Source organism: Acidisoma sp., assembly GCF_965199065.1.
GTDB lineage: Bacteria > Pseudomonadota > Alphaproteobacteria > Acetobacterales > Acetobacteraceae > Acidisoma.
Genome location: NZ_CBDAQN010000003.1, coordinates 1,235,721 through 1,261,310 on the forward strand (window position 1 = coordinate 1,235,721; position 25,590 = coordinate 1,261,310).

Genomic DNA, 25,590 nt, shown 5'->3' on the forward strand with positions numbered 1-25,590 from the left:
CCTACTTGCCGATCCCGGCGGTCATGCCGCGGATGAAGAACTTCTGGCTCGCGAGATACAGCACCAGAAGCGGCAGAATGGAGAGGAACGCACCCGCCATCATCAGCGGCTCGTTGGTGGCGAAACGGCCCTGGAACAAGGTGAGCCCCGACATCACCGTGCGCTGGTCATTGTCCTGCAGGAACACGAGCGCGAAAAGCAGTTCATTCCAGACCCAGATGGTGTTGACGATGACGAGGGTGAACGTGGTCGCCACCGATAGCGGCATGACGATGCGGAGCAGTATGCGCGTGTGCGAAGCGCCGTCGATGGTCGCCGCCTCGATGAGTTCCTGCGGCAATTCGCGGAAGAAGTTGACCAGGAAGAACACCGAGAAGGGCACCATGAGCCCGGTGTAGACGAGCATCACCGAGGGCAGCGTATTGATGAGGCCCGCCTGCACCATGAGCGTGAACAGCGGCACCACCAGCGCCACCGGCGGCAGGGCCATCAGCGCGATGTTGATGTTGAAGAAGGCGCGTTGCCCGACGAAACGGCCGAAGGCCACCGCATAGGCCGCGAACAGGGCAATGAGCGTCGCCAGGGCCACCGACACGACCGCGACCAGGGCGCTGTTCAGCGTCCAGCGGCCGAATGGCATGACCCGGAAGACATCCAGGAAATTCTGCAGCGTCGGCGCGCCGGGCAGCCCGGTCGGGTCGAGCGTATAGGCCTGCGGCGTCTTCAAAGCCGTCTGGACGATGAACCAGAGCGGGTAGAGCGATACCAGGCTCAGCGCGATCAACAGGATCTGCTGGCCCGTGGCGCGGGAAAGCCTCTTCATCGTCCCGGCTCCGCGGCCCGCGCTCGCAGCCGCAGATAGATCACGATCAGAATGCTGGCGAGCAACAGCAGCACCACGACCGCCGCCGACGCCACCCCAATCGCACCGTTATCGAAACCATTGTCGAAGATGTAGTATTCCATGACGCTCGATGAGTCGGCGGGGCCACCCTTCGTCAAGACATAAACATATGTGAATATCGCGGAGAGGACCGTGATCGCCTCGACGATGACGAAGAACTCGATGACGCGGCGGATCTGCGGCAGCAGGATCGACCACTGGATCTGCCAGCCGGTGGCGCCGTCGATGCGCGCCGCCTCGATGAGTTCCTGCGGCACGGCGAGCAGCGCGGCGGCAAAGACGACCACGCCGAAGCCCAGCTGCTGCCAGATGATGACGCTGCCGATGGTGGGCACGACATGGGTCGCCGATCCCAGCCAGTCCTGCGCGAGCGCGCCGAGATGCCAACTCCGCAGCTGGGTGTTCAGAACCCCGTTTTCCTGCAGCAGGAAGCTGAAGGTGAGGCCGATGGCGGTCGCCGGCAGGATGTACGGCAGGAAGACGATGGCGCGGTATTGCCGCCAGCCGCGCAACTGCGCGTTGAGGATGAGGGCGATGACGAGCGCCAGCACCGTCATGACCGGCACGGTGCCGAGAAGCTTGATGTTGTTGAGCAGCGACCCGATGAAGACCGGGTCCTGCCAAATCCCCTCGTAATTCGCGGTGCCGACATAGACGAGGTTGCCGAGCGACCCGGAGTAGAAGCTGAACCGGATCACCGCGACCAGCGGGTAGAGGAACGCGGCGGCGAGCGCCACGACCGCCGGCGCCACGAAGCCGTATGGCCAGAGGCGCCGGATGCCTTGCGACAGGCGCGGCGTCCCCGGCCGTGGAGCCGGGGACCCTAGAACCGAGGACCCTAGAGGCGGGCCCGCAACCTCAGCCATTCGACGCCCACTTCTTGAACTGCATGAACTCGGGGATCTGCTGCAGACGCCATTGCTTGATCACCCGGTTCCAGATCGCGACCGCCTTGTCCGGGCCGCCGGATTTGGAGGTGATGACCTGCCCGGCAGGGATGTCGGCATTGTTGTCCACTTCCGGCGGCAGATAGTTCTCCAGCCAGATCGACGGGTTCGAGGTGTCGAGGTGGAACATCTCGCGCGCCAAGGGGTCCTTGATCGCCGACGTGTCGAAGCGCTTGTCCGCCGGAAAGGCGCCGGTCACGGTGAAGAGCGAGGTCAGGTTCTCCGGCGTGTGCAGCCAGGTCAGGAAGGCCGCATCGGCTGCCTTGTTCTTCGACCAGCCGGTGATGAACTCGTCGGAGGATTGGGTCACGTCATAGGTGTTGTTGAGCTTGCCCGAGCCCCAGACCGGCGGCATGGCGACGCCGATGTTGTCGACGCCGATCGCCTTCTCCCAGGTCAGCACGTTGCCGTCCGTGGTGAAGGACATGGCGGCCTTCTTCTGCGGAAACAGCTGCCAGCCCTGGTTGAGATTGAGCGAGGCGACATCGGTGTTGAGATAGCCCTTGGCCATCAGGTCCTGCATCATGCCGTACATCTTGCCGAGCAGGGTATCGAGATCCGCCAGGCTGTGGCCGTTGGTTCCGGCGATGTCGGACTTGAGGTCGTCGAGCGAGTTCAGCTCCTGCCTCGCATAGATCGCGAACATCCAGGCGCCGAAGTAACCGTCGCTGTTGCCCATGCCCAACGGCGTGATGCCATGCGCCTTCAACGCCGCGCAATCGGCGAGGAAGTCGCTCCACGTCGCCGGAGCCTTGTCCGGGTCGAGGCCCGCCTGCTTGAACAGCGTCTTGTTCCAGACGAGGGGAACGCCGATGAGGTAGATGGGCGCTGCCACGATCTTGCCGCCGACGGTGTTCTCGCTGGTGTCGACCCAATTCGAAGTCTCGCTGGACGGCACGTAATCCGAGATCGCCACGGCTGAACCGTTCCAGTACGGCGTCAGCGTCGGCAAGGTTGCCCACTGCGTGTCCAAATCCGGCCCCGACTTGCTCTGGGCGGCCAGGCGGAACGCGCCTATCAACGTGTCCGAGGATTGCGGAACGATGTTGATCTTCACATCGGAATGCAGCTTCTCATAGGCGGCGACACGGCCTGTCAGCCAGTTGTCGATGCCGGGAATGTCGCTCTCGCCCCAGAACCAGTAGGTGATCTTGCCGCTGGTGGCCGAGGCGGTTTGCGCCCACGCGCTGTGACCGGCGCCGCCGAGGAAAGCCGCCGCGCCTATCGCCGCTCCCAGCAGCATGCCGCGCAGTCGCCGGTACGGCGCGTGGGTAGCCTTCGTCGAGATCCTGTGCATCTTGGCTCCTTCAGGTTGAGTGGGCATGAGAGAGTCTTGCCTTGGCATCGGCTCGCCTCGGTGCGGAGCGGCGCATCCGTCCATCCTCCCCGCCGAGGCGCTCAGACATCGGCACGTCCAGACGACCTGCGAGATCCTCATAGGGCATCACGACAAGCCGGAAAGCCACATCCTCCGCCCAGGGGGCGTCGCGAGCCGCAATCGCGTCCGCGAGTTCCTTGTGCAGCGGAAGTCCACGTTCGAAGGCGCCGGGATAATCCGTGGTCGTCAGCACCTGCCGACGCATCATCGTGCCCAGACGCCAGCCGATGCTGGCCAGCAGCGCGTTGTGCGAAGCCGTGTGGATCGCCTGATGGAAGACGAGATCGCGATCGACGACCAACTCCGGCCGCGTCAGACACTCCTCATAGGCCTGATAGGACGCCGTGATGTGCTGGCGTTCAGCCTCCGTCGCACGCAGCGCCGCAAGATGGGCCGCCCGAGGCTCCACGATCAGACGGAACTCCACGAGGTCGAAGGAATGCTCCATCGCACCATCGGTTTCGCTGAGCCAGAGCAGCACATCCGGGTCGAGCATGTTCCATTGCGATCGCGGCAGCGCCCGCGTGCCGATCTTGGGACCGACCGCCACTAAACCTTTGCTCGCCAGCACCTTGATCGCCTCACGCAGCAGATTGCGTCCGACGCCGAGAGAGCCGGCAAGTTCCGCCTCGACCGGCAGCGGCCCGTCGCCGTAATCGCCGCGCAGCACGGCGGCCCCCAGCGTGTCGACCACCTGACGAAAGATCGTGCGCGGTGCTTCAGCCTTCAGCACGATCGAACACCTCGACCACGTCGAGCCGTCCCTTGAACGCACTGTAGCCGCCGTCGCAGGCGTAGATGCCGCCGGTCTGGTAGCGTGCGCGATCCGACATCAGAAAGATCGCGAACTCAGCTACGTCATCCGCTTCCATGATCGGCATGAGGTGCATCTGCTCGATGCGGTGCCGCATCTCCGGCTTCTCGAGGAATTCGCGCTGATGCGGCGTGTCGACGAAGCCGGGGCAGATGGAATTGACCCGCACGCCCTCGGGCGAGAGGCCCGCCGCCATCGAGCGCGTCATCGAGACGACCCCGCCCTTGGCCGCCGTGTACGCATCCAAGCCAGCTTGCCCAAGCAGCGCGTCCGAGGTCGCGGTCAGAACGATGCTGCCGCTCTTCTGCTTCAGCATCTGCTGCCCGAAATACTTGCAGACATGGAAAGTGCCGGTCAGCACGAGCGAAATGATAGACTCCCAGATCTCCTCGGGGAGTTCGGTGACACGGCGGTCATGCTTGTTGACCAGCGGCACCGACATCGCGGTGTGGAACAGGCCGTCAATGCGACCGTGCCGCGCCACGACGGCGGCGACCAGAGCCTGCACGGACGCACTGTCCCGCACGTCGACGGTCAAAGCCTCGCCGCCACAGGATTGTGCGACACGTTCGGCGGCATCCGCCGCGAGGTCCGCGACCACCACCCGCGCGCCGTCCTTGGCGGCAAGCCTGGCGCCAGCCGCGCCAATGCCCGAGCCACCGCCCGTGACCACAACGATCTTGTCCGACAGTAACCCCGACATCGCACCCCCTCGACCGTTGACGCTAGTGATCCTATCATAGGACGATTAGTCAAGCGGCGATTTGCGCCAGAAGAAAGAACGATGCGATGACAAAAGCACCGGATGCTGTGGTGATCGGTTCGGGCGCTCTCGGCGGCAGCGTTGCCTACCAACTCTGCCGGATGGGCTACCGGACGCTCCTCATCGACCGCCACGCGATCGCCAGCCAGACCTCGCCGCGCGCCGCCGGCCTCTCCGCCGTCCTGCGGCCAAGCGCTCTCATGACCCGCCTTGCGGTGCGCGGCGTCGAGTTGCTGACGGCGTTCGAGGCCGAGACGGGCATCCCCATCGGCCTCCATCACAGCGGCAGCCTGAAGGTGGCTCGCAGCGCCGCTCTCGCAGCTCAGATCGGGGCGGAGATGGAGAAGGCCACGGCCTATGGCGTGACGGCGCGGATGATCGACGCGCAGGAGGCGACGGCGCTGATGCCGCAGCTTCATGCCGAGCATGCCGCCGCCATCGGCTACTATCCGGATGACGTGTATCTCGACCCCGCCTTGTTCACGAGCGGCGTGGCGCAGGCGGCGGCCGGTCTCGGCGCCGAACTTATGCCCGATACGACGGTCGGGGAGATCGTGCTGGAGGGCGGCCGCGTCACCGGCGTGCGGACCACGCGCGGCATGATCGCCGCTGCCATCGTCGTCGACGCGGCCGGTGCCTGGGCACGCGGGCTCGCCCGGATGGTGAAGCTGCCGATGATCGCGGTCCGGCACCAGCTGCTCGTGACACGGCCCCTGCCCGAGGTCCGTCCCGGTTCTCCGATCACGCGGGTGCTCGACGCCAACGTCTATGTCCGGCCCTGCGACGGCGGCCTCATGCTCGGCGGCTACGAGAGCGAGCCGCTGCTGCTGCCGGATGTGCCCGCGGATGTCGCCGACATGCCGCTCGACAGGGGCGTGCTCGAAGACCTCGCGGCGGCGGTGCGGCTGGAGTTCCCCGTATTCGGCGATCTTGAGGGCGCACGGGCGCGCGGCGGCATGCCGACGATGACGCTGGATGACGAGCATCTCATCGGCCCTGTGCCCGGCGCCGAGGGTTTCTTCGTCATCGGCGGCTGCAATGTCGGCGGGCTCTCGACCGCCCTGTCCTTCGCCGAGGCGCTTTGCGATGTCATCGCCGACCCCGCTGCGGCGGAGGCTATCGCGCCGCTGCTCCCGGCGCGCTTCGCGGGCGGGGACGTGAGCGAGGAGGCGTTGCATCAGGCATGCCGCATGCATTACGGCCAGCACTACTGGTCGACGGCGGCCCGCGCGACCGGCTGACACTGAGGGAAACGACATGGACGAGCGCCTGCAGCGGACGATCGCCGCGATGCACGAATGCGATGCCGACTGGGCCATCCTCAGCGGCGCCGACAGCATCGCCTATGCGCTCGGCTACGCGCCATCGGCCGAGATCGGCGTCTCGCCTTTCGCGGCGGGGCTCGCGCTCGCCGTCATCGGCCGGGATGGCGCGGCAGGGCTGCTCGCACCGGCCTACGAGGCCAGCCAACCCCGCGAGGGCATCGTCCTCCGCTACGACGGCTATGGGCCGAGCCAGGCGCTGCCGGCGCGCGCGGCCTACGATGCGGCGCTTGGCGATCTCCTGCGGCAGTTGGGCGTCGGCGGCCGCATCGCGATCGAGCGGGCGACGCATCCCGCCCTTGCCGACAGCCGGATGCAGGCCGCGCCGGCCGACCTGACAGCGGCCCTTCGCCGCCAGCGCATGACCAAGACGGAGGCCGAGGTGGCCGCCCTGCATCGTTGCGCGGAAGTCGCCGGGATCGGCCAAAGGCGCATGATGGAGGCGCTGCATCCTGGCATCACCGAACTCCGGCTGTTCTCCGAAATCCGCAGCGCCATGGAGGACGCCGCCGGCGCCCGGATTGCTGTCGGCGGCGATCTCATCTCGGGCCGCGAGCGCACGGCGGCCATCGGCGGCTGGCCCAATTCGCGCGTCATCCAGAGCGGCGACGCCGTCATCTCCGACCTCGGCCCACGGGTCGAAGGCTATTGGGGAGATAGCTGCGCGACAGTCGTGCTCGGGCCGCCCTCGGAGGCGCAGGCGCGGCTGTTCGAGGTGGCGCATCATGCCCTTGAGCACGCAATCGCCGAGCTTCGGCCGGGGATGACGGCGGAGGCCGCGCATCGCATGATCCGCGGCACGGTGCAGGCGTCGGGCTTCGATTATCCGCATCACACCGGGCACAGCATCGGCACCGCTGTGCACGAGCATCCGCGCCTCTGCGACGGGGAGACCACGGTGCTGCGCGCCGGCATGGTTCTGATGGTGGAACCGGGCGCCTATGATCCGGCGATCGGCGGCGCGAGAACCGAGTGGATGCTGCATCTGACCGAGAACGGCTGCGTGCCTCTGGCGCCGTTTCCGTTGCTGGCGTCAGTCAGCTGAGGCGACGATAGGCCTCGACGCAGGCGAGCGCCGCGCGCATCTGCGTCTCCTGCTGCAGGACGAAGGCGGGTCCGTAGATGGTCTCGTCCGGCGCCTCGGTGATCACAGTCAGCGGCGTCGCATAGGTCGCCGCTTCCGACAGGTAGTAGGGAATGCCGTGCATCACACCGAAGTCGGGATCGGTCGAATGCGCCCGCACCGCATCCATCTGCCGCGCGTTGAAGGCGATGAGTTCGCGATCCTCGGCCAGACGCGACGAGACATCCGTGAGCATGGCATGTGCAAGGTCACTCCATCCCTGCTGATAGATGAAGATCAGAAAGAAGCCCTTGGGCATGGACCAGGCCTCGAAACCGCGAGGCAGATAGCCGGAGAGAGGCCTTGTCCACTCATGCGCGGGATAGCCGTGCAGGTTGACATGCAACTTCGCCCCTGAGCGCGCGATGCCCTCGTAACGCGCCCGCCGCTCGTCATCCGGATCGGCCAGCCCGGGAGATACGTCGTCACCGAGCGCGGTGAACCGGGCCGCATGGTGCATGTGGCGCGGGTTCCGGGCGATCAGGCGCTGATGCAGCTCGTAGCCGTCGACATTCTCGACCGGGACATAGGCGAAGTGCGAGTCAGGATCTCGCATCAGCACCTGCACGGCCCTGAGGCCACCGACGACGCCTGAGGTTTCGTTCGCATGCTGACCGGCCGTGATGAGGACGGCAGGTCCCGGACCCGGCTTGTAGAGGCCGGCAACCTCCCGCCCTTCATGCGAGCGTATTGAAAAGGGCTGGCCACCCAACGCCGCCAACTCCGCGCGGATCTGCGCCATGCCGAGAGGGCGATCGGCGCTCTCCAACTCGAGCGTGGCGCTGGCCGTCTCGTCCGCCTCGCCGAACATGGTGCCGGCGATCCGCAACCGCGCCGGCCCCTGGCTCGTGCGGATGTCGGGAACGATCTGGCCTGGCCGCGCGATGCGGTGCGTCGCCGCGTCAGGCATCAGCATCTCGCGCAGAGTGAAGAAGAGATCTTCGTGCATGGCCTCGCGGAAGCTGATGACCTCGTCGCCCCAGCCGATCTCCTGATCGGCGCCCGGCATCTCCACGGCGACCGTCAGCCGGTCGAAGGCGCCGATACGCCCGGACCAGCCTTGCGCCCGCACGGTGTCGATCGCGGTGATGAACAGCGTCTCGAACTCCGTCGGGATCGCGGCTCCCGGCTCACCCAGACCGCGCCGCCAGCCGCAACTTGTGAGCACGCCGTCACGCACCGCGTTAGGTGCAAATACGGAATGATAGGCAATTGTCCCGTCATGGGTGGTCAGCGCGACCTCATAGGTCAGCGAGGCGTCGCCCGGCTCGAAGGAGACGTCCGCATCGCCGAGAAGCGCGGCCAGCGGGTAGGCCTCCGCCAGAAATCGCCCGGCCTGGGCCTCGGGGTGACGCGGGTAGCGGATCGTCACCTGCCGCAACGCGGCGCGATCCACCTCCTCCAGAAAAAAGCAGAGCAGAGGCTTGTAGGCGCTTCTGATCGTGGCGGTGACGGACGCCGCCGCCAGACGCGCCTCGGCCTCTCGGCGTGCCGCGGCATCCTCGAACACCCAGGCCTCGACCGGCCGACCGGGTCCGGCGGCAGAAAGCTCCGCCACCAGCGCGTCGAGCGTGCGGGGGATGGCTGTGTCGATCAGGATCGTCATGGCTTGTCCGTTCTCTTCGTCGTGCCGCGGCGCATCGGCCTGCCGCCGAAACAGGCATGTCCGGCAGGGCGACCCGCCATCGGGTGCAATGGCAGCCAAACTCGTCGCAGCGGCGTAGCCCTGTCAACGATCGGCGCATCCGCCATAGCGCCGAACTCGCGCGGATTCTCACGTTCTGGTGAACGCCCTGCGCCCGGCGCGGGATTTGCAGTCCGTTGTCGCATCTGTTAGCGCAATCACAGCGCGCTGACCGGCGGCGAGAAACCACACCTAATGGAGACGGCAAGAATGGCGCGCGACACATCGTTCTGGGCAAGCCTGCTGGCCACGTCGGGCGCGGCCATAATCGGGCTCGCGGCATCGGCCGCCTCTGCGCAGGCGGCGGGCACGCTCATCTGGGGCATGCCGGCGGATACCGACATCCTCGACCCGCAGGCGACAGGCGGATGGGGCACCTATCAGGTCACCTACCAGATCTTCGAAGGTCTGGTGAAGGAAGACCTCACGAAGGCCAATGTGCCGACGCCGCCGATCGTGCCCGCGCTTGCGGAATCCTGGACCGTGTCGCCCGACGGCCTGCAATACACCTTCAAGCTGAGACCCGGCGTCAAGTTCCAGGACGGCACGCCATTCGACGCAGCCGCGGTGAAATTCAATTTCGATCGTTTCTGGGACAAGACATCTCCGGACTACTACCCGAAGACCGCCTCCTTCGTCGCCGCCTACACCAAGTGGATCAAGGCAGTCGACGTTCTCGACCCGATGACGGTGCGCATCACCCTGACCGCGCCTGATTACGAGTGGCTGCGGCAAGGGCTGCAGAGCTACGGCCAGCCGCTGATGATCAGCCCTGCCTCGGTCAAGAAGTACGGCAACGCGGGCGTCGCCTTGCACCCTGTCGGCACGGGGCCGTTCATGTTCGTCTCGCGCACCCAGGGCGTGCGTACCGTGCTGAAGCGCAACCCGAACTATTGGGGCACGCCAGCGAAGCTCGACCGCGTCGTCTTCCTGCCGCTCGAGGACCCCGCAACCCGCGTGAACGCCCTTCAGAGCGGCGAAGTTCAGATGATCTCGACACCGCCCTGGGACGACATCCAGAGCCTCGTGAAGGCCGGCTTCACCCTCACGACCAACGCCAACGCGCCGTACATCAACTTTCTCTACCTCAACATGCATTCGAAGCCGTTCCAGGATGCGCGGGTGCGGCAGGCGGTCAACATGGCGATCGATCGCGCCGGTATCGCGCAGGACATCTACCGCAAGACCGGCCGCCCGGAATACGGCATGCTCTCGCCGGGAACCTACGCCTACGACCCCAGCTTCAAGAGCTACGCTTACGATCCCGCAGGCGCCAAGAAGCTGCTGGCCGAGGCTGGCTACCCGAACGGATTCACCACCGTGTTCGAACTTCCCCAGTATGGCACCGGCGAACTGGTCGAAACCTGGATCCAGCGCGACCTCCAGAAGATCGGCATCAACGTGCAGCTCCGGAAGTACGAGTGGGTGACGTATCTCGGTCTGTGGGCGAAAGGCATGACCAACGACGTCGGCATGGACGAGATCGGCTGGGGCATGTCGACCCCGGCCTGGGTCGACATCGTCGTCGAGTGCGGCAGCGTCGCGCCGAATGGCGAGAATTCCGGCTACTACTGCAACCCGAAGGTCGATGCCCTGCTCAACAAGGCGCTGGTGACAAAGGACGAAGGCGCTGCGAAGTCGCTCTACCAGCAGGCCAACCGCATGATCATGAACGACGCCGATTACGTGCCGACCGTCGACGATCTGGACCCGGTCATCCTCTCGCCGAAGGTGCATGGCTTCGTCAACCCGCCGGAGGATTGGTTCGACCTCTCCACCGTCTCAGTCGACAACTGAACGTGCTTCGCGGCTATCTCGGCAGGCGGCTCGCCGCCATCGTGCCGGTGCTGTTCGGCGTCTCCGTCGTCATTTTCCTGCTCATGCATCTCGCACCGGGCGATGTGACGACGGTGCTGCTCGGGCCGCAGGCAACGGAGCAGGACCGCGTCGCGTTGCGCCATACGCTGGGCCTCGACCAGCCATTGCCGGTTCAATACGGCCGCTGGCTGGAACGGACCGCGGAGGGGGATCTCGGCACGTCGATCGCCACCTCGCTGCCGGTGACCGATCTCATCCTGCCGCGCTTCGTCAACACCATCATCCTGACGGTCGCGAGCCTGTTCCTGGCGATCCTCATCGGCTACAGCGCCGGGCTGTTCGCCGCCCTTCACGCGCGAAGTTGGTTCGATCGCGGCATGATGACGGTGACCCTGATCTTCGGCAGCACACCTCCGTTCTGGCTTGGCCTGCTGCTCGTGCTGCTGTTCGCGCTGAAGCTCAACTGGCTGCCGGTCTCCGGCATGATCGACATGGCCGGTGACGGCGGCGTCATCGACACATTGCATCATCTGGTATTGCCGGCAGTCACCACCGCCCTCGCCCCCGCCGCGATCATCGCGCGCATGGTGCGGTCGAGCATCCTCGAAAGTCTCGGGCGCCCGCATGTTCTGGTGGCGCGCGCCAAGGGGCTGCGGCGGCGCGACCTCATGCGCCGTCACGTCGTGCTCAACGCGCTGCCGCCGATCATGACCATCACCGGGCTCCAGCTCGGCTATCTGCTCGGCGGCGCGCTGTTCTCCGAGGTCGTCTTCGCGTGGCCGGGCCTCGGCTCGCTTCTCTACAGCTCGATCACGGCGCGGGACATGCCGGTCGTGCAGGCGGCGACGATGCTCATCGCGCTGACCTTCGTGCTGGTGAACATCCTGGTCGATCTGGTCAACGTGCTCATCGACCCGCGGCTGCAGGAATCCTGATCGTGGCCGCTGACCTTTCCGAGCCACCGGCCGCCGCCATCGCCGCCGAACTGGGCACCGTCGATACACCCGTTGTGCAGACACGCCGATGGCGGCTGGCGGCCTTCGCGCGGGACCGGGCGGCGCTCGTGGCCGCGATTTTCCTGCTGCTCGTCTTTGCGGCGACGCTGCTCGCGCCCTGGATCAGCCCCTACAACCCGAACGTCGCCAGCGACCAGTTGCGGTTCGCCCCACCCTTCACCGCCGGCCATATCCTCGGCACCGATGAACAGGGGCGAGACATGCTGTCCCGCCTGCTCTGGGGCGGCCGGATTTCGCTGCTCGTCGGTCTCGTGCCTGTGGTCATCGCGAGTGCGATCGGGCTGCTGCTCGGCCTCATCGCGGGCTATGCCGGCGGGATCGTCGACGCGCTCATCATGCGGACGCTCGACGTGCTGTTCGCCTTCCCGATGGTGCTGCTCGCCATCGCCATCGCCGGCGTGTTGACGCCCGGCCTCTCGACCGAGATCATCGCCATCGCCGTGGTGCTGATCCCCTATGTCGGACGCCTCGCCCGGACGGCGACGCTCTCCGTGGTCGCCATGCCGTTCATCGAGGCAGCGCGTGCCGCCGGCGCCTCGCGCACCGCGCTGCTCGCCCGCTACATCACGCCGAACGTGCTGCCGCCCCTGCTCGTCTACGCCACCACGCTGATCGGACTGATGATCGTCGTCGGTTCCGGCCTCAGCTTCCTCGGGCTCGGCGTGCAGCCGCCGACAGCGGATTGGGGCTCGATGGTCTCCGAGGGCCGCGAGGTGCTGGCGACCGCGCCGATGGTCACGTTGATCCCGGGCATTGTCATCGTCGTCGTCTCGCTGGCCTTCAACTTCATCGGCGACGGGCTGCGCGATGCGCTCGATCCGCGGTCGGCGCGGCGATGACGCCATCGCTCGATACCGTGCTGGAGGTCGAGGACCTCTGCACCGACTTCGCCGTCGGCCGTCAGGCGATCCGCGTCGTTGACCGCGTCAGCTTCAAACTGCGGCGCGGGCGCACGACCGCGATCGTCGGCGAATCCGGCTCGGGCAAGACGGTGACGGCGCTCTCCCTGCTGCAGCTCATCGAGCCGCCGGGCCGCATCACCGGCGGGGCGATACGCTACGGCACCCAGGACCTCCGCCAGCTGGACGAGCGGGCGATGCAGAAAGTCCGGGGCGCGCGCATCGGCATGGTGTTCCAGGACCCGCTGAGTTCGCTCAACCCCAGCCTCCGCATCGGCACGCAGATCGCCGAGACGCTGCTGGCGCATGAAAGCCTGCCGGTGGCGGAGGCGAACCGCCGCGCGGTGGAACTTCTCGCCCGCGTCGGCGTGCCCGATGCGGCGGCCCGGGCGCGCGACTACCCGCACCATTTCAGCGGCGGCATGCGTCAGCGCGTGCTGATTGCCATGGCGATCGCCTGTGGCCCGGACATCATCATTGCCGATGAGCCGACAACGGCGCTGGATGTGACCGTGCAGGCCAAGATCCTGCGCCTGCTGCACGACTTGCAAACCGCGATGGGCCTGTCCCTGCTCATGATCACCCATGACCTCGGCGTGGTCGCGGCCCTCGCGGACGAGGTCGTCGTCATGTATGCAGGCCGCGTGGTCGAGCGCGCCGATGTCGACAGCCTGTTCCACAATCCGTTGCACCCCTACACGCGCGCTTTGCTCGCTTGCGCCATCAGCCTCGACGACGATCGCGCCTCGCCGCTGGAGCCCATTGCCGGCGCGCCGCCCGATCTGCGCCACCGGCCGACGGGCTGCCAGTTCGCGCCGCGCTGCCCGGCGGTGATCGACAAATGCCGGCGGCTGGACCCGCCGCTGCTGCCGATGTCGCCGCTGCAGGACGTGGCGTGCTTCGTCGCCCAGGGAGACACCGATGGCTGAGGCGGTGCTCGAGGCACAGGGGCTGCGCAAGACCTTCGCGGGCCGTGGCGGCAAGGTCTTGCGGGCTGTCAGCGATGTCAGCTTCTCGATTGCGCCGGGAGAGACGCTCGGCCTGGTGGGCGAGAGCGGCTGCGGCAAGTCGACCCTGGCACGGCTCGTGCTGCGGCTCATCGAACCCGACGAGGGGACGGTGCATTTCGCCGGGCGCTCCTTTACAGGCGCTGCCCCCGACAAGGTGCGGCGCATGCGCCAGCAGGTGCAGATCGTCTTCCAGGATGCGTTGTCCTCGCTCAATCCGCGCATGACGGTTGGCACCAACATCAGCGAGCCGATGCGGCTGCAGGGGATCGGCACCGAGCGGGAGCGGCGCGACGCCGCCCATGAGTTGATCGAACTGGTCGGGCTGCGGCGCGAGCACGCCCAACGCTATCCGCATGAGTTCTCGGGCGGCCAGTGCCAGCGCATCGCCATCGCCCGCGCGCTTATTCTGCGGCCTGCCGCGATCGTATTCGACGAGGCGGTCTCAGCGCTCGATGTCTCCATCCGCGCTCAGATCCTGCGGCTCATCCTCGACCTGCAGCAACGCTTCGGCCTCGGCTACCTGTTCATCTCGCACGACCTCAGCGTGGTGAAGCGGATCGCGGACCGCATCGCCGTCATGTATCTCGGCCGCATCGTCGAGATCGGGCCTTCAGACGCTCTCTACCGCGCGCCTCTGCACCCTTACACGCAGGCGCTGCTGAGCGCGATCCCGGTGCCCGACCCGCGCCGCATGCGCGTCTCGGCGCTGGGTGCGGTCGAGGGCGAGGCGGCGAGCCCTCTGGATGCGAACGATCTTTGTCCGTTCCGAGGCCGCTGCCCACACCGCATGGCCATCTGCGACGAAGCGCCGCCCGCGTTGGTGGAGGTCAGGGAGAAGTCGGCGGTGGCCTGCTTTCTCCATTCGCCCGTCCAGCTTGAGGAGAAGCACGCGTGACATCCCGTCAGCCGGAAGCCGTCGTCATCGGCGGCGGCATCTTCGGCGTCTCCACCGCCGTCCATCTCGCCCGGGAAGGCGCTTCGGTGACGCTCATCACCGATGGGTCGCCCGCGAACGGCGCCTCCGGCCGCTCGCTCTCCTGGCTCAACTCGGCGGGCGCTCGCTCGGAGGCCTATCATCGCCTGAGGATGATCGGCATCGACCGCTACCGGACGTTGTCGGCGGCCTATCCCGGAGCCACCTGGCTGCGCTTCGACGGCGGCCTGACCTGGGACGCGGACGAGGCCGCGAACGGGATCGCCGCCACCTTCGCCCATGAACGCGCCATCGGCTACGACGCGCGCCTGCTGGCGGCGGACGAGGTCGCGGACGTGACCCCTGGCATCGCCTCGCGCGCCGTCACGCCGCAGGGCGCGATCTTCAATCCGGGCGAAGGCTGGGTCGATCTGCCGTCGCTGATCGCGGTTCTGCTGCGTGAATTGGCGTTGCTCGGCGGCCGGTTGATGAGCGAGGCCGGACGCGCCTCGGTCGATCTCGCGGCGTCACGGGTGCGCGGGGTCGTGCTGGCGGACGGGACCCGCCTCGCGGCCGATGCGGTCGTGCTGGCGACCGGCCCCGCCGTGCCGCGCATGTTGGCGGAGGCCGGACACCATGTTCCCGATGAGACCCCGATCTCGGTGCTGGTCAAGACGAAGCCGGTCGCGACCGGGCTGCGCGCCGTGCTGAACACGCCGCGCGTGGCGGTGCGCCCGACGCCCGACGGCGCCCTCGTGCTCGATTCCGGCTGGTCCGAGCGGGAGGTGGTCATCCACGGCGACGGCGACTTCGAGGTCAGGGACAGCACAATACAGGGCCTGCTGCGCGAGGCTTCGGCGGTGCTCGCCGGTCATCCGGCGCTTGAACTGGACGGCTACGGGATGGGTCCGAAGCCGATCCCCGGCGGCGGCGAGCCGGTTCTGGGGCAGATCGACGGCATCGCGGGCTACCATGTGGCGTTCAGCCATAGCGGCGCCACGCTCGGGCTCATCGCAGGCGAGTTGCTGGCGATGGAGGTAATGACAGGCGAACCGCATCCGTTGCTGGAGGGCTTCCGGCCGAATAGATTTCGCTGAGGGGGCTGGTTTCGCTGAGGCGGGGGTTACGCCGGGCGAGCGTGCGGTTTCAGTTCCGGATTGACCGTCGTTGGCCGGGTTTCCGGCATTGCGAGAAGCACGACGAGGAGTGCCGCGACCCCGGCGGCGCTCAGCGCGAGGAAGGCCGTTTGCAGGCCGAAGCGGTCGGCGATCCAGCCGGCGAGCGCCGTGCTGAAGGTGGCGCCGAGGCTCGCCGAGAGGCCGAAGGAGCCGATGGCAAGGTTGAGGTATCCGGTCTTCCGCGTGAGGTCAGCCGCCGTCAGCGGGATCATCACCCCGATGACGGCCGCGCTGACGCCATCCAGCAGTTCGATCCCGATCAAGGGAAACACGCCCGGCAGGACGGCCAGCAGCAGGCCGCGCAGCGGCAACGCGGCAAAGCCCACCAGAAGCACGGGCCGCCGCCCCCAACGCTCGGCAGCCCGCCCTAGCCAGGGCGCGAACAGCACGACCACGACCTGGAGCGAAACGATCGACCCTGTTGTCGCGAACCCGGCATCCCTGTGACGAGCCGCCAGCGCATTCAGGGCGACCGGCAGCATCGCCGCATTGGCGAGCGTGAACAGGGCAACGCACAACGCGAACGTGTGCAAGTGCAGATCGAAGAACACAACCCATAGAGGCACTGAGCGATCTGCTGGCGGCAGGCGAGCGGGATGGTCGACCGGAGCGTCCTCCGGGTGGGGCTTCAGGAGCAACAGGGAGGCGAGCGCCGGCACGGTCATCGCGGCGCCGAGGAAGAACACCGCCTGATGGGACATCATGTAGACAACAACGCCGAAGAGGCCCGCGGCGGCCGCGTTGCCCAGCGAGGCGTAGCGATGATTGGTGCCGACCCGTTCACCGAAGGCCGCATGGCCCCAGAGATTGAGAGTGAGCGCCACCACGCTCATGCTGAGGACCGCGGCTCCGAAGCCATACAGAACCTCTGCGCTCCAGACGGAGCCGCGGCTTGGCCATAGAGCCATAACCAGAGCGCTCATCCCGAGCGCGCCCAGGCTGGCGGCGCAGACGAGCCGTTTCTGATGCACACGATCGACGAGAAATCCGCCCGGCACCTGGCTCGCCACGCTCGCTATCGCGCCCAGGCTGAGCGCGAGACCCACCTCGCCCTGTGTCCAACCCGACCGTGTCAGGTAGACCGGCAGGAAGGGTCCAAATCCTGTCTGAACGGCCGCCACGAAGAAGTTGAGGGCGCTGAGGCCGATGGCAGCGGAACGGGAGGGAGAGGCGGCGCTCAATCTCGGTCAGCGATCTTCAGCACACTGGAACCCTCAGCCGTGAGGCGAGGCAATGGCACTGTCTGCCCCGGTCTCCACCTTCTATACGAGGCGGAGGCGCCAGTCTCTGAGATAAAGGCCGAAATGACCTGCCTTGACGATGCAGATACGACGCGGCGGCACGGCCCTGTTTCGCGCGACCGCCCGTTCGATGTCCGCGCCTTCGGCGCCGTGGGCGACGGCCGCACGATCGACAGCGGGGCGATCAACCGCGCCATCGAGGCGGCCAGCCGTGCCGGCGGCGGAACGGTGCTGTTTCCGGCGGGGCGATACGCCAGCTATTCGATCCGGCTGCGGAGCCGCGTCAGGCTCCATCTCGACCGCGATGCCGTCATCCTCGCGGCGGACGCCAGTGACAGGGGCGGCTACGACCTGCCGGAGGACAGCATCGCGGCACAGTTTCCCTATCAGGACTTCGGCCACAGCCATTGGCGCAACAGCCTGATCTCGGGGATCGACCTGCACGACATCGCCATCGAGGGCCAGGGCCTGATCTGGGGCAGAGGACTGGTCAATGGCGATTTCGAGCCTGGGCGTCCGCCTGCCATGCAGCCTGGCATCGGCAACAAGGCGATCGCGCTTCTCGGGTGCCGAAACGTCGTCCTCAAGGATTTCTCGATCCTGCAGGCGGGACACTTCGCTGTCTTGGCGACCGGCACCATCGGAATTACAGCTGAAGGCCTGAGGATCGACACCAACCGGGACGGCCTGAACTTCGATTGTTGCCGTGACGTGCGGGTTGTCCGCTGCCGGATCAACTCCCCGAACGATGACGGCATCTGCCTCAAGAGCACCTATGCGCTTGGCCGCCCAGTGGTCACCGAAGATGTCCTGATCGCCGATTGCTGGGTGACCGGCGATTACGAACTCGGTTCGACGCTGGACGGTAGTTACCGGCCGTTGGGAAATCCGGCGCATGCGAACGTCACCCACCGCACCGGCCGCATCAAACTCGGCACGGAGTCGAACGGCGGTTTCCGCAAGATCGTCATGACGAACAACGTGTTGCAAAGCTGTCGCGGCCTGGCGCTGGAGACGGTCGACGGCGGCATTCTGGAGGATGTCCGGATCCAGGGCCTGACCATGCGCGACGTTCGTCACGCGCCGATCTACATCCGGCTGGGCGCGAGGCTGAACGGTCCGTCCGGCGCCGTTCCGGGCAAGCTCCGCGGCGTCAGCATCCGCGATGTCGATTGCGAGCAACGATACTCTTCGATGCCGATCATCGTGAGCGGCATTCCCGGCCACCGGATCGAGGATGTCGAGATGCGCGATATCCGTTTGAGGTTGAAGGGCGGCTGCGGCGCGAAGATGGCGGCGATTGTGCCGCCCGAGGCGGTCGCGTCCTACCCCGATCCTGAAAGCTTCGGCGTCGATCTGCCAGCCTGCGGGCTGTTCGCCCGGCATGTGAAAGGGCTTGATGTGAGGCGGTTCCGCGTCGAGTGCATGCGCCCCGATCTACGGCCGGCCGCCTGGCTGCAGGATATCGCGGGAGGACGTGTTTTCATCGAGCGCCCGGCGGGCGTGCGGGCCAGGCCGCTCGTCAGGCGTTTCGGCGATGTCCGCGCATTGGGGAGCCGTTCGGATGGATGAGTGTGACGTCATCCGGCAGCTTTCCGCTTTCGCCGTTTCGAACTGGCACCGCGGACAGCTGATCGCGTTCTCGGCCGTGGACGGGCCGACGGATTACGTGGCTGGACTGGTCATCCGGACAACGGAGCATCCCGCGGGGCTTGAAGTGGTCCGGCCCGATACCGCCCCCATCACCTTCGGCGAGCCGCCGGAGACGGACATCATCGTCGCCAGCGACTTCTTTTCGTTCCGCTCGGCAAGCGGTCGCACGAGCGGCTGCCTGCTGGACGCGCATCATCTTCTGATCGTGGGGTCCCCGTTGCTCTTCGGCGGGAGCGAGACGGTGCGATGCGTCTCGCGGGAAGGACGCTGTCTTATCGGATCCGCCTCCCATTTCGATCCGTCACTTCTGGATGCCGATTTCGGTGCAGCCTTCGCTGCACGCAGCGGTTGGGTCCTGGGCCAGCCGCAGCTCGGCCGGTCCGATGGCGAGACGCAGCGCACGATGTTCCGGGCGCTCTCCGTGATGAAGGGGCAGGTCTGTTCGCCCGAAGGCGCAATCCGGCACCGGTGGAGCACGCCCGACCGCTGGCCCCACAGGGATATGTGGCTCTGGGACACTGTATTTCATGCGATCGGCTGGCGTCATGTCGACCCGGCTCTGGCCGCCGAAATGATCGACGCGGTTTTCGATGGGCAGAGGGCCGACGGCTTCGTTTCGCACCAGCTATCCCCTACCCAAGGACCGTCCATCATTACGCAGCCGCCGCTTCTCGCCTACGGCATCAGGCTCGTGAACGATGCTGCGCCAGACAACGGCTTGCTGCGGCGCCACTACGCGAAGCTTCGCGCTTACGTCGAGTGGGACCTGGTCAATCGCGATCGGGATGGCGATGGTCTTGTCGACTGGCTCATCGAGGGCGACCCGGCCTCGCGCAGCGGCGAGAGTGGCATGGACAACTCGCCGAGGTTCGATTTTCATTATCCGACACAGTTGGCGGCCGTCGACTTCAACGCCTACCTCGCGTTGGAGTGCGAGACCCTGGCGAGCTTTGCCGGCGCACTCGGCTACATCGAGGATGTCGCGCTATGGCGGCAGAGGCACGAACGCCTTTGCCGCCTGATCAACCAGCATCTGTGGTCCGAGGAACACCAGTTCTACTGCGACCTTGATGCGGCGGCCGGTGTATTGTCGCCGGTGCTCTCCAGCGCCGGGTTCCTCCCCCTCATCTGTGGGGCTGCGACACCAGAGCGTGCGGCGGCGCTCGTGCGTCATCTGCGCGACCCAGAAACGTTCGGCACCGCGTTTCCGGTGCCCTCCATCGCCGCGCGCGATACGGCGCACTACGCGAAGGATATGTGGCGAGGCCCGACCTGGGTGAACGTCAACTGGCTGATCGCCCGCGGCCTGGAACGCTACGCCGCGCACGGCGATCATTTCTCAGCGTTGGCGCGGATGCTGGACGACGCCACCCGCCGGGAAATCGAGCGGAACTGCGGGATTTACGGCACATTCTTCGAGTATTTCGACGACCGGCGCATGGTGGAGCCGCCACGACTGCTCCGCAAAGGCAGCTGCAACCCGAGCAATCCGTTTCGACAGGTCATCCACGATTACGGCTGGACAACGACGCTCTACGTGGATCTCGTCTGCCGCTAGAGATTTTCCGGTTCGATACGGCTGTGGTCGCGGTAGCGGCGCCAGTTGCGGACATAATGCGCCGTGCCGGCATGCATGCGGGCCGCCTGTTCCGCGGCTAGGTCGCCGACGACCTTTCCCGGAATGCCCTTGACCAGCGAATTATCCGGAATCTCCTTCCCCTCGCCGATGAACGCCATCGCGCCGACAAGACAATTCCGTCCGATCCGCGCGCCGTTCAACACAACCGCGCCGATACCGATCAGAGAGCCCTCGCCGATCGTGCATCCGTGCAGCATCGCCTGATGGCCGACAGTCACGTTGTCGCCCACCTCAAGCGGAAACCCGGGGTCCGTATGCAGGACGGCATTGTCCTGCACATTGCTGCCCCGGCCGATGGTGATCCACTCGTTGTCGCCGCGCAGCACCGCGCCCCACCATACCGATGCGTCCGCACCCAGCCTCACGCGCCCGATGACCGTGGCGGTCGGCGCGATCCAGAACTCCGTGTTCTCCGTTTCCAGCCCGACATCTTCCAGGATGACCCGCATTCCGGTCAGAACCCCACCTGATCCCCGCCCTTGAGCGCAAGCAGAGCCCTCGCCTCATCCGGGCTTGCCAATTCAAGCCCCAGGCCTTCGAGAATCTGGCGCACCTTGCGTACCTGCGCCGCGTTGCTCTCCGCGAATTTGCCTGGCCCAATCCAGAGGCTGTCCTCCAGCCCCACGCGCACATGCGATCCCATTGCCGCCGCCATCGCCGCGATGGGCATCTGGTTGCGCCCGGCACCCAGCACCGACCACTGATAGGCGTCCCCAAGTAGCCGGTCCGCCGTGCGGCGCATGTGCAGCACATCCTCCGGGTGCGGGCCAATGCCGCCCAGAATCCCGAAGACCGTCTGCACGAATAGCGGCGGCGTCACCAGCTTGCGGTCGAGCATATGGGCAAGGTTGTAGAGGTGGCCGACATCGTAACATTCGAACTCGAATTTCGTGCCGTTGCCGCTCATGGCGTTGAGCGCGAACTCGATGTCCTTGAACGTGTTCCGGAAGATCAGGTCGCGGCTGTTCTCGAGAAACTCCCGCTCCCATGGATGCTTGAAGTCCTTGAAGCGGTCGAGCATCGGGAACAATCCAAAGTTCATCGATCCCATGTTGAGCGAGGCGACCTCGGGCTTGAACGTCGTGGAGGGACGGATGCGCTCCTCGATGCCCATGAACGGACTGCCGCCACTGGTCAGGTTCAACACGGCGTTCGTCGATTGCTTGATGCGCGACAGGAAAGGCGCGAAGGCCTCGGGCCGCTGATCCGGGCGGCCGGTTTCAGGGTCGCGGGCATGAAGATGCAACACGGCGGCACCCGCCTCCGCGGCGCCGATCGCCGCCTCGGCAATTTCGTCAGCCGTCACCGGAAGATGAGGCGACATCGACGGCGTGTGGATGGCGCCGGTGACCGCACATGTCACGATGACTTTTCTGGGTGTCGCCATGGAACTTGTCCTTTCAATCGATATCGTTGGCGGCGGCGCGCTTGTGAGCCAGCAGCGCCATCAACCGGCGGTCCCGCCACGTGGCGCGCTCATGAAGACCCTCTGCTGGAAGCGCGACCCGACGCTCCGCCTCGATGGCGTCACTTGCCTCCATCCAATCCACGGCGCGCTGCTGGCTCTTCCAGAGGTTTTTGTACATCCCATCGAAACGCGCGATGTAGTCCGCGACGCCACCAGGCGCATTCAGCTCTATGGTTTCGAAAGGACCCATAAAGGCCCAACGCAACCCGAGACCGTCGCGAATACCGATGTCCACATCTTCCACACTGGCATAACCATCCGCCACGAGGCGAAACGCCTCCTGCAACAGCGCCCCCTGCAGGCGATTCATCACGAAGCCATCGAGTTCGCGCTTCATGACGATCGGCGTCTGTCCTGCCCCGCGCATGATCTGTGCCGCGCGTTCCACGACCTCGGGCGCCGTCCAGGGCGAAGGCACGACCTCGACCGCCGGCACGAGATAGGGCGGGTTGATCGGGTGAATGACAAGACACCGATGCCGGCCTGCCAGCGTCTCGGTGAAGGCCGACGGGAGCAGGGCCGAGGTTGAGCTGGCGAGCACCGTATCCGGCCCCGCCAGCGCATCGAGTTCCCGGAACACGGCGATCTTCATGTCGATCCGCTCGGGTGTATTCTCCTGTACATGCGACGCGCCGTCTAGCGCCGAGCGAAGATCATCGGCCGGGGTGATACGCCGCCTGACCTGCTCCGGCGTGTGACCCGCGAGAAGGCCGTTGCCTTGCAGATCGGCAAGTACAGTATCAACGAACGCAAGCGCGGCCTCCGCCGCATCCGGCTTCGCATCATAGAGCGCGACATCGTAGCCCGCCCGCGCAAAGCTGATGCTCCACGCCCGGCCGATGAGGCCGCTACCGATGACCGCAATCTTCTCAACCATTCGCCTCTCCCGTCAGGTCATTCCTCTGCGTCAGGATTACATCGGGCGCCCCCTCGCCTGGCAAGCGTTCGGCCTTGACCCGGCCTGTATCGCCGGCACCCGCGCTGATGACGATCTGCTTGCCTGATAATCCAAGATCCATGGCTTCGTTTCCTCGTGCGCGTCCGTATTGCAGCGCAACACCAGATTTGCGCGATTTGGTTCGCGCTTACACTCGACGATGCCATGACGCGTCTGAGACGGTCAACGCAATCTACGCCCTCTTCAGGGCATTCCCCGACAGGAACAGCCGGCGGCTGCGCTGCAGGTGCATCCGCATCGCGTCAGCGGCACTGTCTTCGTCATGCGCGATGATCGCGTCGAGGATGATCCTGTGCTCCTCGAGCGTGACGGTCTCATGGCCTTTCCAGAGCAGCAGGCTCGCATGAAACATGCTCAGCCAGTGCAGCATCGCACGGCTCACGGCCTCCAACACGGCGTTGCCGGTGATCGATGCGATCATCGTGTGAAACTCCATATCCGCGGCAACAAAACGTGCCGAATCTTCATTCAGATAGGAGGTCTGGCGGCTCAATGCGCGCTCGAGCCGATCGATGTCCGCTGGCGCCGCCACGCGTGCGGCTTCACGCACCATGCCGATTTCAAAGAAGATCCGGGCGTCCTGCAATTGCGCCAGGGATTGCGGCTGCGTCGCCAGAATGTGCCGAGCGGCATGCTCGATCTGGCCGATCACATCGGCGACAGTCGGTTGCGTGACCCGCGCCCGCTCCCCATGCGCGATGACGATAAGGCCAAGCTTTTCGAGCCGCTGCATGGCCTCGCGGATCGCTGGGCGCCCGACGCCATAGGCGGCCATCAACTCCCGCTCCGAAGGTAGATGCGAGTCCGGCGCATACCCGCCTGTCTCGATCTCGCGCAGCAGGCGATCGAAGACCTCGTCGGAGAGTTTGCGACGAACGATCTTGCGTATTGGGATGACCTCGCGCCGGCGCTCCGGCCCGGAAGCTCCAGCCTTGTCGGGTCGCGGCATCAGCCTCTCCAGGGCACGACCACGGCATTCCGCTCCGCGGATTCATACGCGGCCATGACGAGGGAATAGGTGAGCAGGTTGTCGGCGCCCGATGTCTCCGGCTCCGTGCCGTCGAGCCAGGCACTCACCCACTGGCGCTGCAGGTTGAGCACGCTCTCCTGCACGACATGCCAAGGCTTGGCCGTCCAGCTTGGCGCATCCGGTTCGGCTGACCGTTCCTCCACTGCTCCATTGGAGGTGATGCGCAGGCAGTAGTCCTCGAGAAGTTCGATGGTGCCGCGCTCGCCCTCGATACGCAGGATGGTTTGGGGAAACAGCTCCGGCAGCCGCTGGCTCGAGTAGCTGCAATCGACGATGCTGGTGCCTCCGTTCTCATGGCGGATGACGGTGGTTGCCACATCCTCTCCGACAATCGCGGGATTGATCCGCTGTGTGACGGAGTAGAGCGTCCGCGCCTCGCCCATGATCGCGCGGCACACATCGAGGATGTGGATGCCGAGATCGATCAGGATGAACCGCTTTTCCGTGGCAAGATAAGGCTGGCCAGCGTAGACGTCGTAACCGCTCCGAAAGGAGAGCTGCGCGAAGTGCGGCGTGCCGATCCGCCCCTCTGCCACTGCCTTGCGTACTGCCAGGATCGGCGTCTGAAAACGAAAGTTTTCGTGCACCATCAGACGAAGCCCTGCCACGCGACAGGTCTCGACGATGGCAACACAATCTTCCCAGCTTGGCGCCAATGGTTTCTGGACGATGACGTGCACGCCGTGTTGAGCCGCGAGAGCGACGAGCGGTCGATGGGTTTCCATGGTCGTCACGATATCGACGAAGTCCAGTCTCTCGGCCTGAAACATGGCTTCGGCGCCGGTGTAGGCGCGGCCAGCATGGAACCGCGCACGAGCGGCCTCCGCCTTCTCCGGGTCGCGGTCGCAGACGGCGACAAGCTCGACCTCGGGGATCATGCCCCATGCGTTGAGATGGTTCTGGGCAAAGAAGCCGCACCCGATCACCGCCATACGCAACTTGGTTTGCGCCATCATCATGCCCCCCGGGACGTCACTGGTTCGGTTTCAGGCGTTGCAGATTTCCTGAACCGACTTCAGCACCGCATCCTTGTTGAAGACGCGGTCGAGCCAGCCCTCGCGGAAAATCTGCGGCTTCGCCTGTGCGATCGCATAGAGCGCGCCATCGGAGAACTTTCCTTCCGGGAAAGCCTCAAAGGCAATCGAGAGGCCGATGTTGATGTGGCCCAGCATGAAATCCATCGCCGCCTGCCGCGGCACCCCACGGCGCACCACGTCATCCACTGCCTCCCGCATCGCGAGACAGAGGGTGATGCCGACCGTCTCGGACAGGGCGGGCTCCAAGATCGCTATGTCCTCAACCGTGCAGCGATGCGCGCGCATCACCGGCTTGTAGATCTCGCGGGCGATTTCCTCGCAGAGGGCATAGTGCTCCTCCGGACCCTGCATGAGGGCGCAAACGATGTGCTGCTTGGCGTGAATGCCGCCGAAGAAGTCGTTCTTCGCCACGGGGTCGGTCTCGTCATTGAAGATCGGCGGATGGCAGGGATGGGTGACGAAGAACGTCACATCCTTCCGGTCCGGCATCTCGCCCGCGAATGGCGCGGCTGCGTCAAGCACGATCAGCGCCGTGTTGGGGCGGACCTTCCCGATGATCTCATGCGCGATCTTTCCGATCAGCCGGTCGGGCACTGCCATGAGCACGACATCCGCCTGGCCCAAAGCCTTGTCCAACCCGACGCATTCTGCGCCGGTTGCGTTCCGCAGCCGCTCGCGCCCGGCCTCCGACACCTCGACATGATCGACGCTGAAACGCGAACCTTGCAGATTAGTGGAGAGGCGAACGCCCATCTTTCCACCTGCGCCGAGCAGAGCAATTTTGGTCATCTCATC

At 65.8% G+C, this 25,590-nt stretch carries 24 protein-coding genes; 10 read left to right on the forward strand and 14 right to left on the reverse strand.

What is annotated here, in order from left to right; genetic code table 11:
* Position 1: 1 nt before the first annotated feature.
* The 5 genes from ACOEQ1_RS13885 to ACOEQ1_RS13905 are packed head-to-tail and all read right to left on the reverse strand — an operon-like array spanning position 2 to position 4,746.
* Entirely contained in the window at positions 2-823 is an 822-nt protein-coding gene (locus ACOEQ1_RS13885) for a carbohydrate ABC transporter permease (RefSeq protein WP_419759833.1), read from the reverse strand.
* Positions 820-1,770 carry a carbohydrate ABC transporter permease gene (locus tag ACOEQ1_RS13890; RefSeq protein WP_419759834.1) on the reverse strand — a complete coding sequence of 317 codons (951 nt, stop codon included), beginning with the start codon at positions 1,768-1,770 and terminating at the stop codon, positions 820-822. Before ACOEQ1_RS13890 ends, ACOEQ1_RS13885 begins: the two co-directional genes overlap by 4 nt.
* Positions 1,763-3,148 (reverse strand): ABC transporter substrate-binding protein, encoded by a 1,386-nt coding sequence (locus ACOEQ1_RS13895; RefSeq protein WP_419759835.1) that lies wholly within the window; start codon positions 3,146-3,148, stop codon positions 1,763-1,765. Before ACOEQ1_RS13895 ends, ACOEQ1_RS13890 begins: the two co-directional genes overlap by 8 nt.
* A 10-nt stretch (positions 3,149-3,158) precedes the next feature.
* Positions 3,159-3,962: a FadR/GntR family transcriptional regulator gene (locus ACOEQ1_RS13900; protein WP_419759836.1), complete on the reverse strand. Its 804-nt coding sequence runs from the start codon at positions 3,960-3,962 to the stop codon at positions 3,159-3,161.
* Positions 3,949-4,746, reverse strand: coding sequence for an SDR family NAD(P)-dependent oxidoreductase (locus tag ACOEQ1_RS13905; protein WP_419759837.1), 798 nt, complete (start codon positions 4,744-4,746; stop codon positions 3,949-3,951). Before ACOEQ1_RS13905 ends, ACOEQ1_RS13900 begins: the two co-directional genes overlap by 14 nt.
* An 86-nt stretch (positions 4,747-4,832) precedes the next feature.
* Here ACOEQ1_RS13905 and ACOEQ1_RS13910 point away from each other — a divergent pair, with 86 nt between their 5' ends.
* Complete coding sequence (locus tag ACOEQ1_RS13910; protein ID WP_419759838.1) at positions 4,833-6,047, forward strand: NAD(P)/FAD-dependent oxidoreductase; 1,215 nt, start codon at positions 4,833-4,835, stop codon at positions 6,045-6,047.
* Positions 6,048-6,063: 16 nt separating this feature from the next.
* A complete protein-coding gene (locus ACOEQ1_RS13915; protein ID WP_419759839.1) occupies positions 6,064-7,173 on the forward strand; it encodes a M24 family metallopeptidase in 1,110 nt (369 codons plus the stop codon).
* On the opposite strand, the gene ACOEQ1_RS13920 is transcribed toward ACOEQ1_RS13915, so the two are convergent.
* The gene (locus ACOEQ1_RS13920; protein ID WP_419759840.1) at positions 7,166-8,857 is read right to left on the reverse strand and encodes a hypothetical protein; all 1,692 of its coding nucleotides are present in this window, start codon (positions 8,855-8,857) and stop codon (positions 7,166-7,168) included. The two genes, ACOEQ1_RS13915 and ACOEQ1_RS13920, sit on opposite strands and share 8 nt — an antisense overlap.
* 288 nt (positions 8,858-9,145) lie before the next feature.
* Between ACOEQ1_RS13920 and ACOEQ1_RS13925 the strand changes: the two genes are divergently transcribed.
* Genes ACOEQ1_RS13925 through ACOEQ1_RS13950 form a run of 6 tightly spaced genes read left to right on the forward strand, consistent with a single transcriptional unit; the run spans position 9,146 to position 15,688 of the window.
* A complete protein-coding gene (locus ACOEQ1_RS13925; RefSeq protein ID WP_419759841.1) occupies positions 9,146-10,732 on the forward strand; it encodes an ABC transporter substrate-binding protein in 1,587 nt (528 codons plus the stop codon).
* A 2-nt stretch (positions 10,733-10,734) separates the two neighbouring features.
* Complete coding sequence (locus tag ACOEQ1_RS13930; RefSeq protein ID WP_419759842.1) at positions 10,735-11,688, forward strand: ABC transporter permease; 954 nt, start codon at positions 10,735-10,737, stop codon at positions 11,686-11,688.
* Positions 11,689-11,690: 2 nt separating this feature from the next.
* Positions 11,691-12,608: an ABC transporter permease gene (locus ACOEQ1_RS13935; RefSeq protein ID WP_419759843.1), complete on the forward strand. Its 918-nt coding sequence runs from the start codon at positions 11,691-11,693 to the stop codon at positions 12,606-12,608.
* Positions 12,605-13,597, forward strand: coding sequence for an ABC transporter ATP-binding protein (locus ACOEQ1_RS13940; RefSeq protein ID WP_419759844.1), 993 nt, complete (start codon positions 12,605-12,607; stop codon positions 13,595-13,597). Before ACOEQ1_RS13935 ends, ACOEQ1_RS13940 begins: the two co-directional genes overlap by 4 nt.
* Positions 13,590-14,573: an ABC transporter ATP-binding protein gene (locus ACOEQ1_RS13945; protein ID WP_419759845.1), complete on the forward strand. Its 984-nt coding sequence runs from the start codon at positions 13,590-13,592 to the stop codon at positions 14,571-14,573. Before ACOEQ1_RS13940 ends, ACOEQ1_RS13945 begins: the two co-directional genes overlap by 8 nt.
* Positions 14,570-15,688, forward strand: coding sequence for an NAD(P)/FAD-dependent oxidoreductase (locus ACOEQ1_RS13950; RefSeq protein WP_419759846.1), 1,119 nt, complete (start codon positions 14,570-14,572; stop codon positions 15,686-15,688). The genes ACOEQ1_RS13945 and ACOEQ1_RS13950 overlap by 4 nt, the downstream gene beginning before the upstream one ends.
* Before the next feature lie 26 nt (positions 15,689-15,714).
* Here the strand turns inward: ACOEQ1_RS13950 and ACOEQ1_RS13955 are convergent, their stop codons facing one another.
* A complete protein-coding gene (locus ACOEQ1_RS13955) occupies positions 15,715-16,950 on the reverse strand; it encodes an MFS transporter (RefSeq protein ID WP_419759847.1) in 1,236 nt (411 codons plus the stop codon).
* Between the two features lie 123 nt (positions 16,951-17,073).
* Between ACOEQ1_RS13955 and ACOEQ1_RS13960 the strand changes: the two genes are divergently transcribed.
* A complete protein-coding gene (locus ACOEQ1_RS13960; RefSeq protein ID WP_419759848.1) occupies positions 17,074-18,582 on the forward strand; it encodes a glycoside hydrolase family 28 protein in 1,509 nt (502 codons plus the stop codon).
* On the forward strand, positions 18,575-20,221 hold the full coding sequence (locus ACOEQ1_RS13965; RefSeq protein WP_419759849.1) for an amylo-alpha-1,6-glucosidase: 1,647 nt from the start codon (positions 18,575-18,577) through the stop codon (positions 20,219-20,221). Before ACOEQ1_RS13960 ends, ACOEQ1_RS13965 begins: the two co-directional genes overlap by 8 nt.
* On the opposite strand, the gene ACOEQ1_RS13970 is transcribed toward ACOEQ1_RS13965, so the two are convergent.
* The 7 genes from ACOEQ1_RS13970 to ACOEQ1_RS14000 form a co-directional block, all read right to left on the reverse strand.
* Complete coding sequence (locus ACOEQ1_RS13970; RefSeq protein WP_419759850.1) at positions 20,218-20,751, reverse strand: gamma carbonic anhydrase family protein; 534 nt, start codon at positions 20,749-20,751, stop codon at positions 20,218-20,220. The genes ACOEQ1_RS13965 and ACOEQ1_RS13970 overlap by 4 nt on opposite strands.
* Positions 20,752-20,756: 5 nt before the next feature.
* Positions 20,757-21,689, reverse strand: coding sequence for a 3-keto-5-aminohexanoate cleavage protein (locus tag ACOEQ1_RS13975; protein ID WP_419759851.1), 933 nt, complete (start codon positions 21,687-21,689; stop codon positions 20,757-20,759).
* 13 nt (positions 21,690-21,702) lie between these two features.
* Complete coding sequence (locus ACOEQ1_RS13980) at positions 21,703-22,647, reverse strand: 3-hydroxyacyl-CoA dehydrogenase (RefSeq protein WP_419759852.1); 945 nt, start codon at positions 22,645-22,647, stop codon at positions 21,703-21,705.
* Positions 22,640-22,789 carry a hypothetical protein gene (locus tag ACOEQ1_RS13985; protein ID WP_419759853.1) on the reverse strand — a complete coding sequence of 50 codons (150 nt, stop codon included), beginning with the start codon at positions 22,787-22,789 and terminating at the stop codon, positions 22,640-22,642. Before ACOEQ1_RS13985 ends, ACOEQ1_RS13980 begins: the two co-directional genes overlap by 8 nt.
* 111 nt (positions 22,790-22,900) lie before the next feature.
* Positions 22,901-23,677 carry a transcriptional regulator NanR gene (gene nanR / locus ACOEQ1_RS13990; protein WP_419759854.1) on the reverse strand — a complete coding sequence of 259 codons (777 nt, stop codon included), beginning with the start codon at positions 23,675-23,677 and terminating at the stop codon, positions 22,901-22,903.
* The gene (locus tag ACOEQ1_RS13995) at positions 23,677-24,711 is read right to left on the reverse strand and encodes a Gfo/Idh/MocA family protein (protein WP_419759855.1); all 1,035 of its coding nucleotides are present in this window, start codon (positions 24,709-24,711) and stop codon (positions 23,677-23,679) included. The genes nanR and ACOEQ1_RS13995 overlap by 1 nt, the downstream gene beginning before the upstream one ends.
* Positions 24,712-24,744: 33 nt before the next feature.
* Complete coding sequence (locus ACOEQ1_RS14000) at positions 24,745-25,584, reverse strand: phosphogluconate dehydrogenase C-terminal domain-containing protein (protein WP_419759856.1); 840 nt, start codon at positions 25,582-25,584, stop codon at positions 24,745-24,747.
* Positions 25,585-25,590 lie beyond the last annotated feature (6 nt).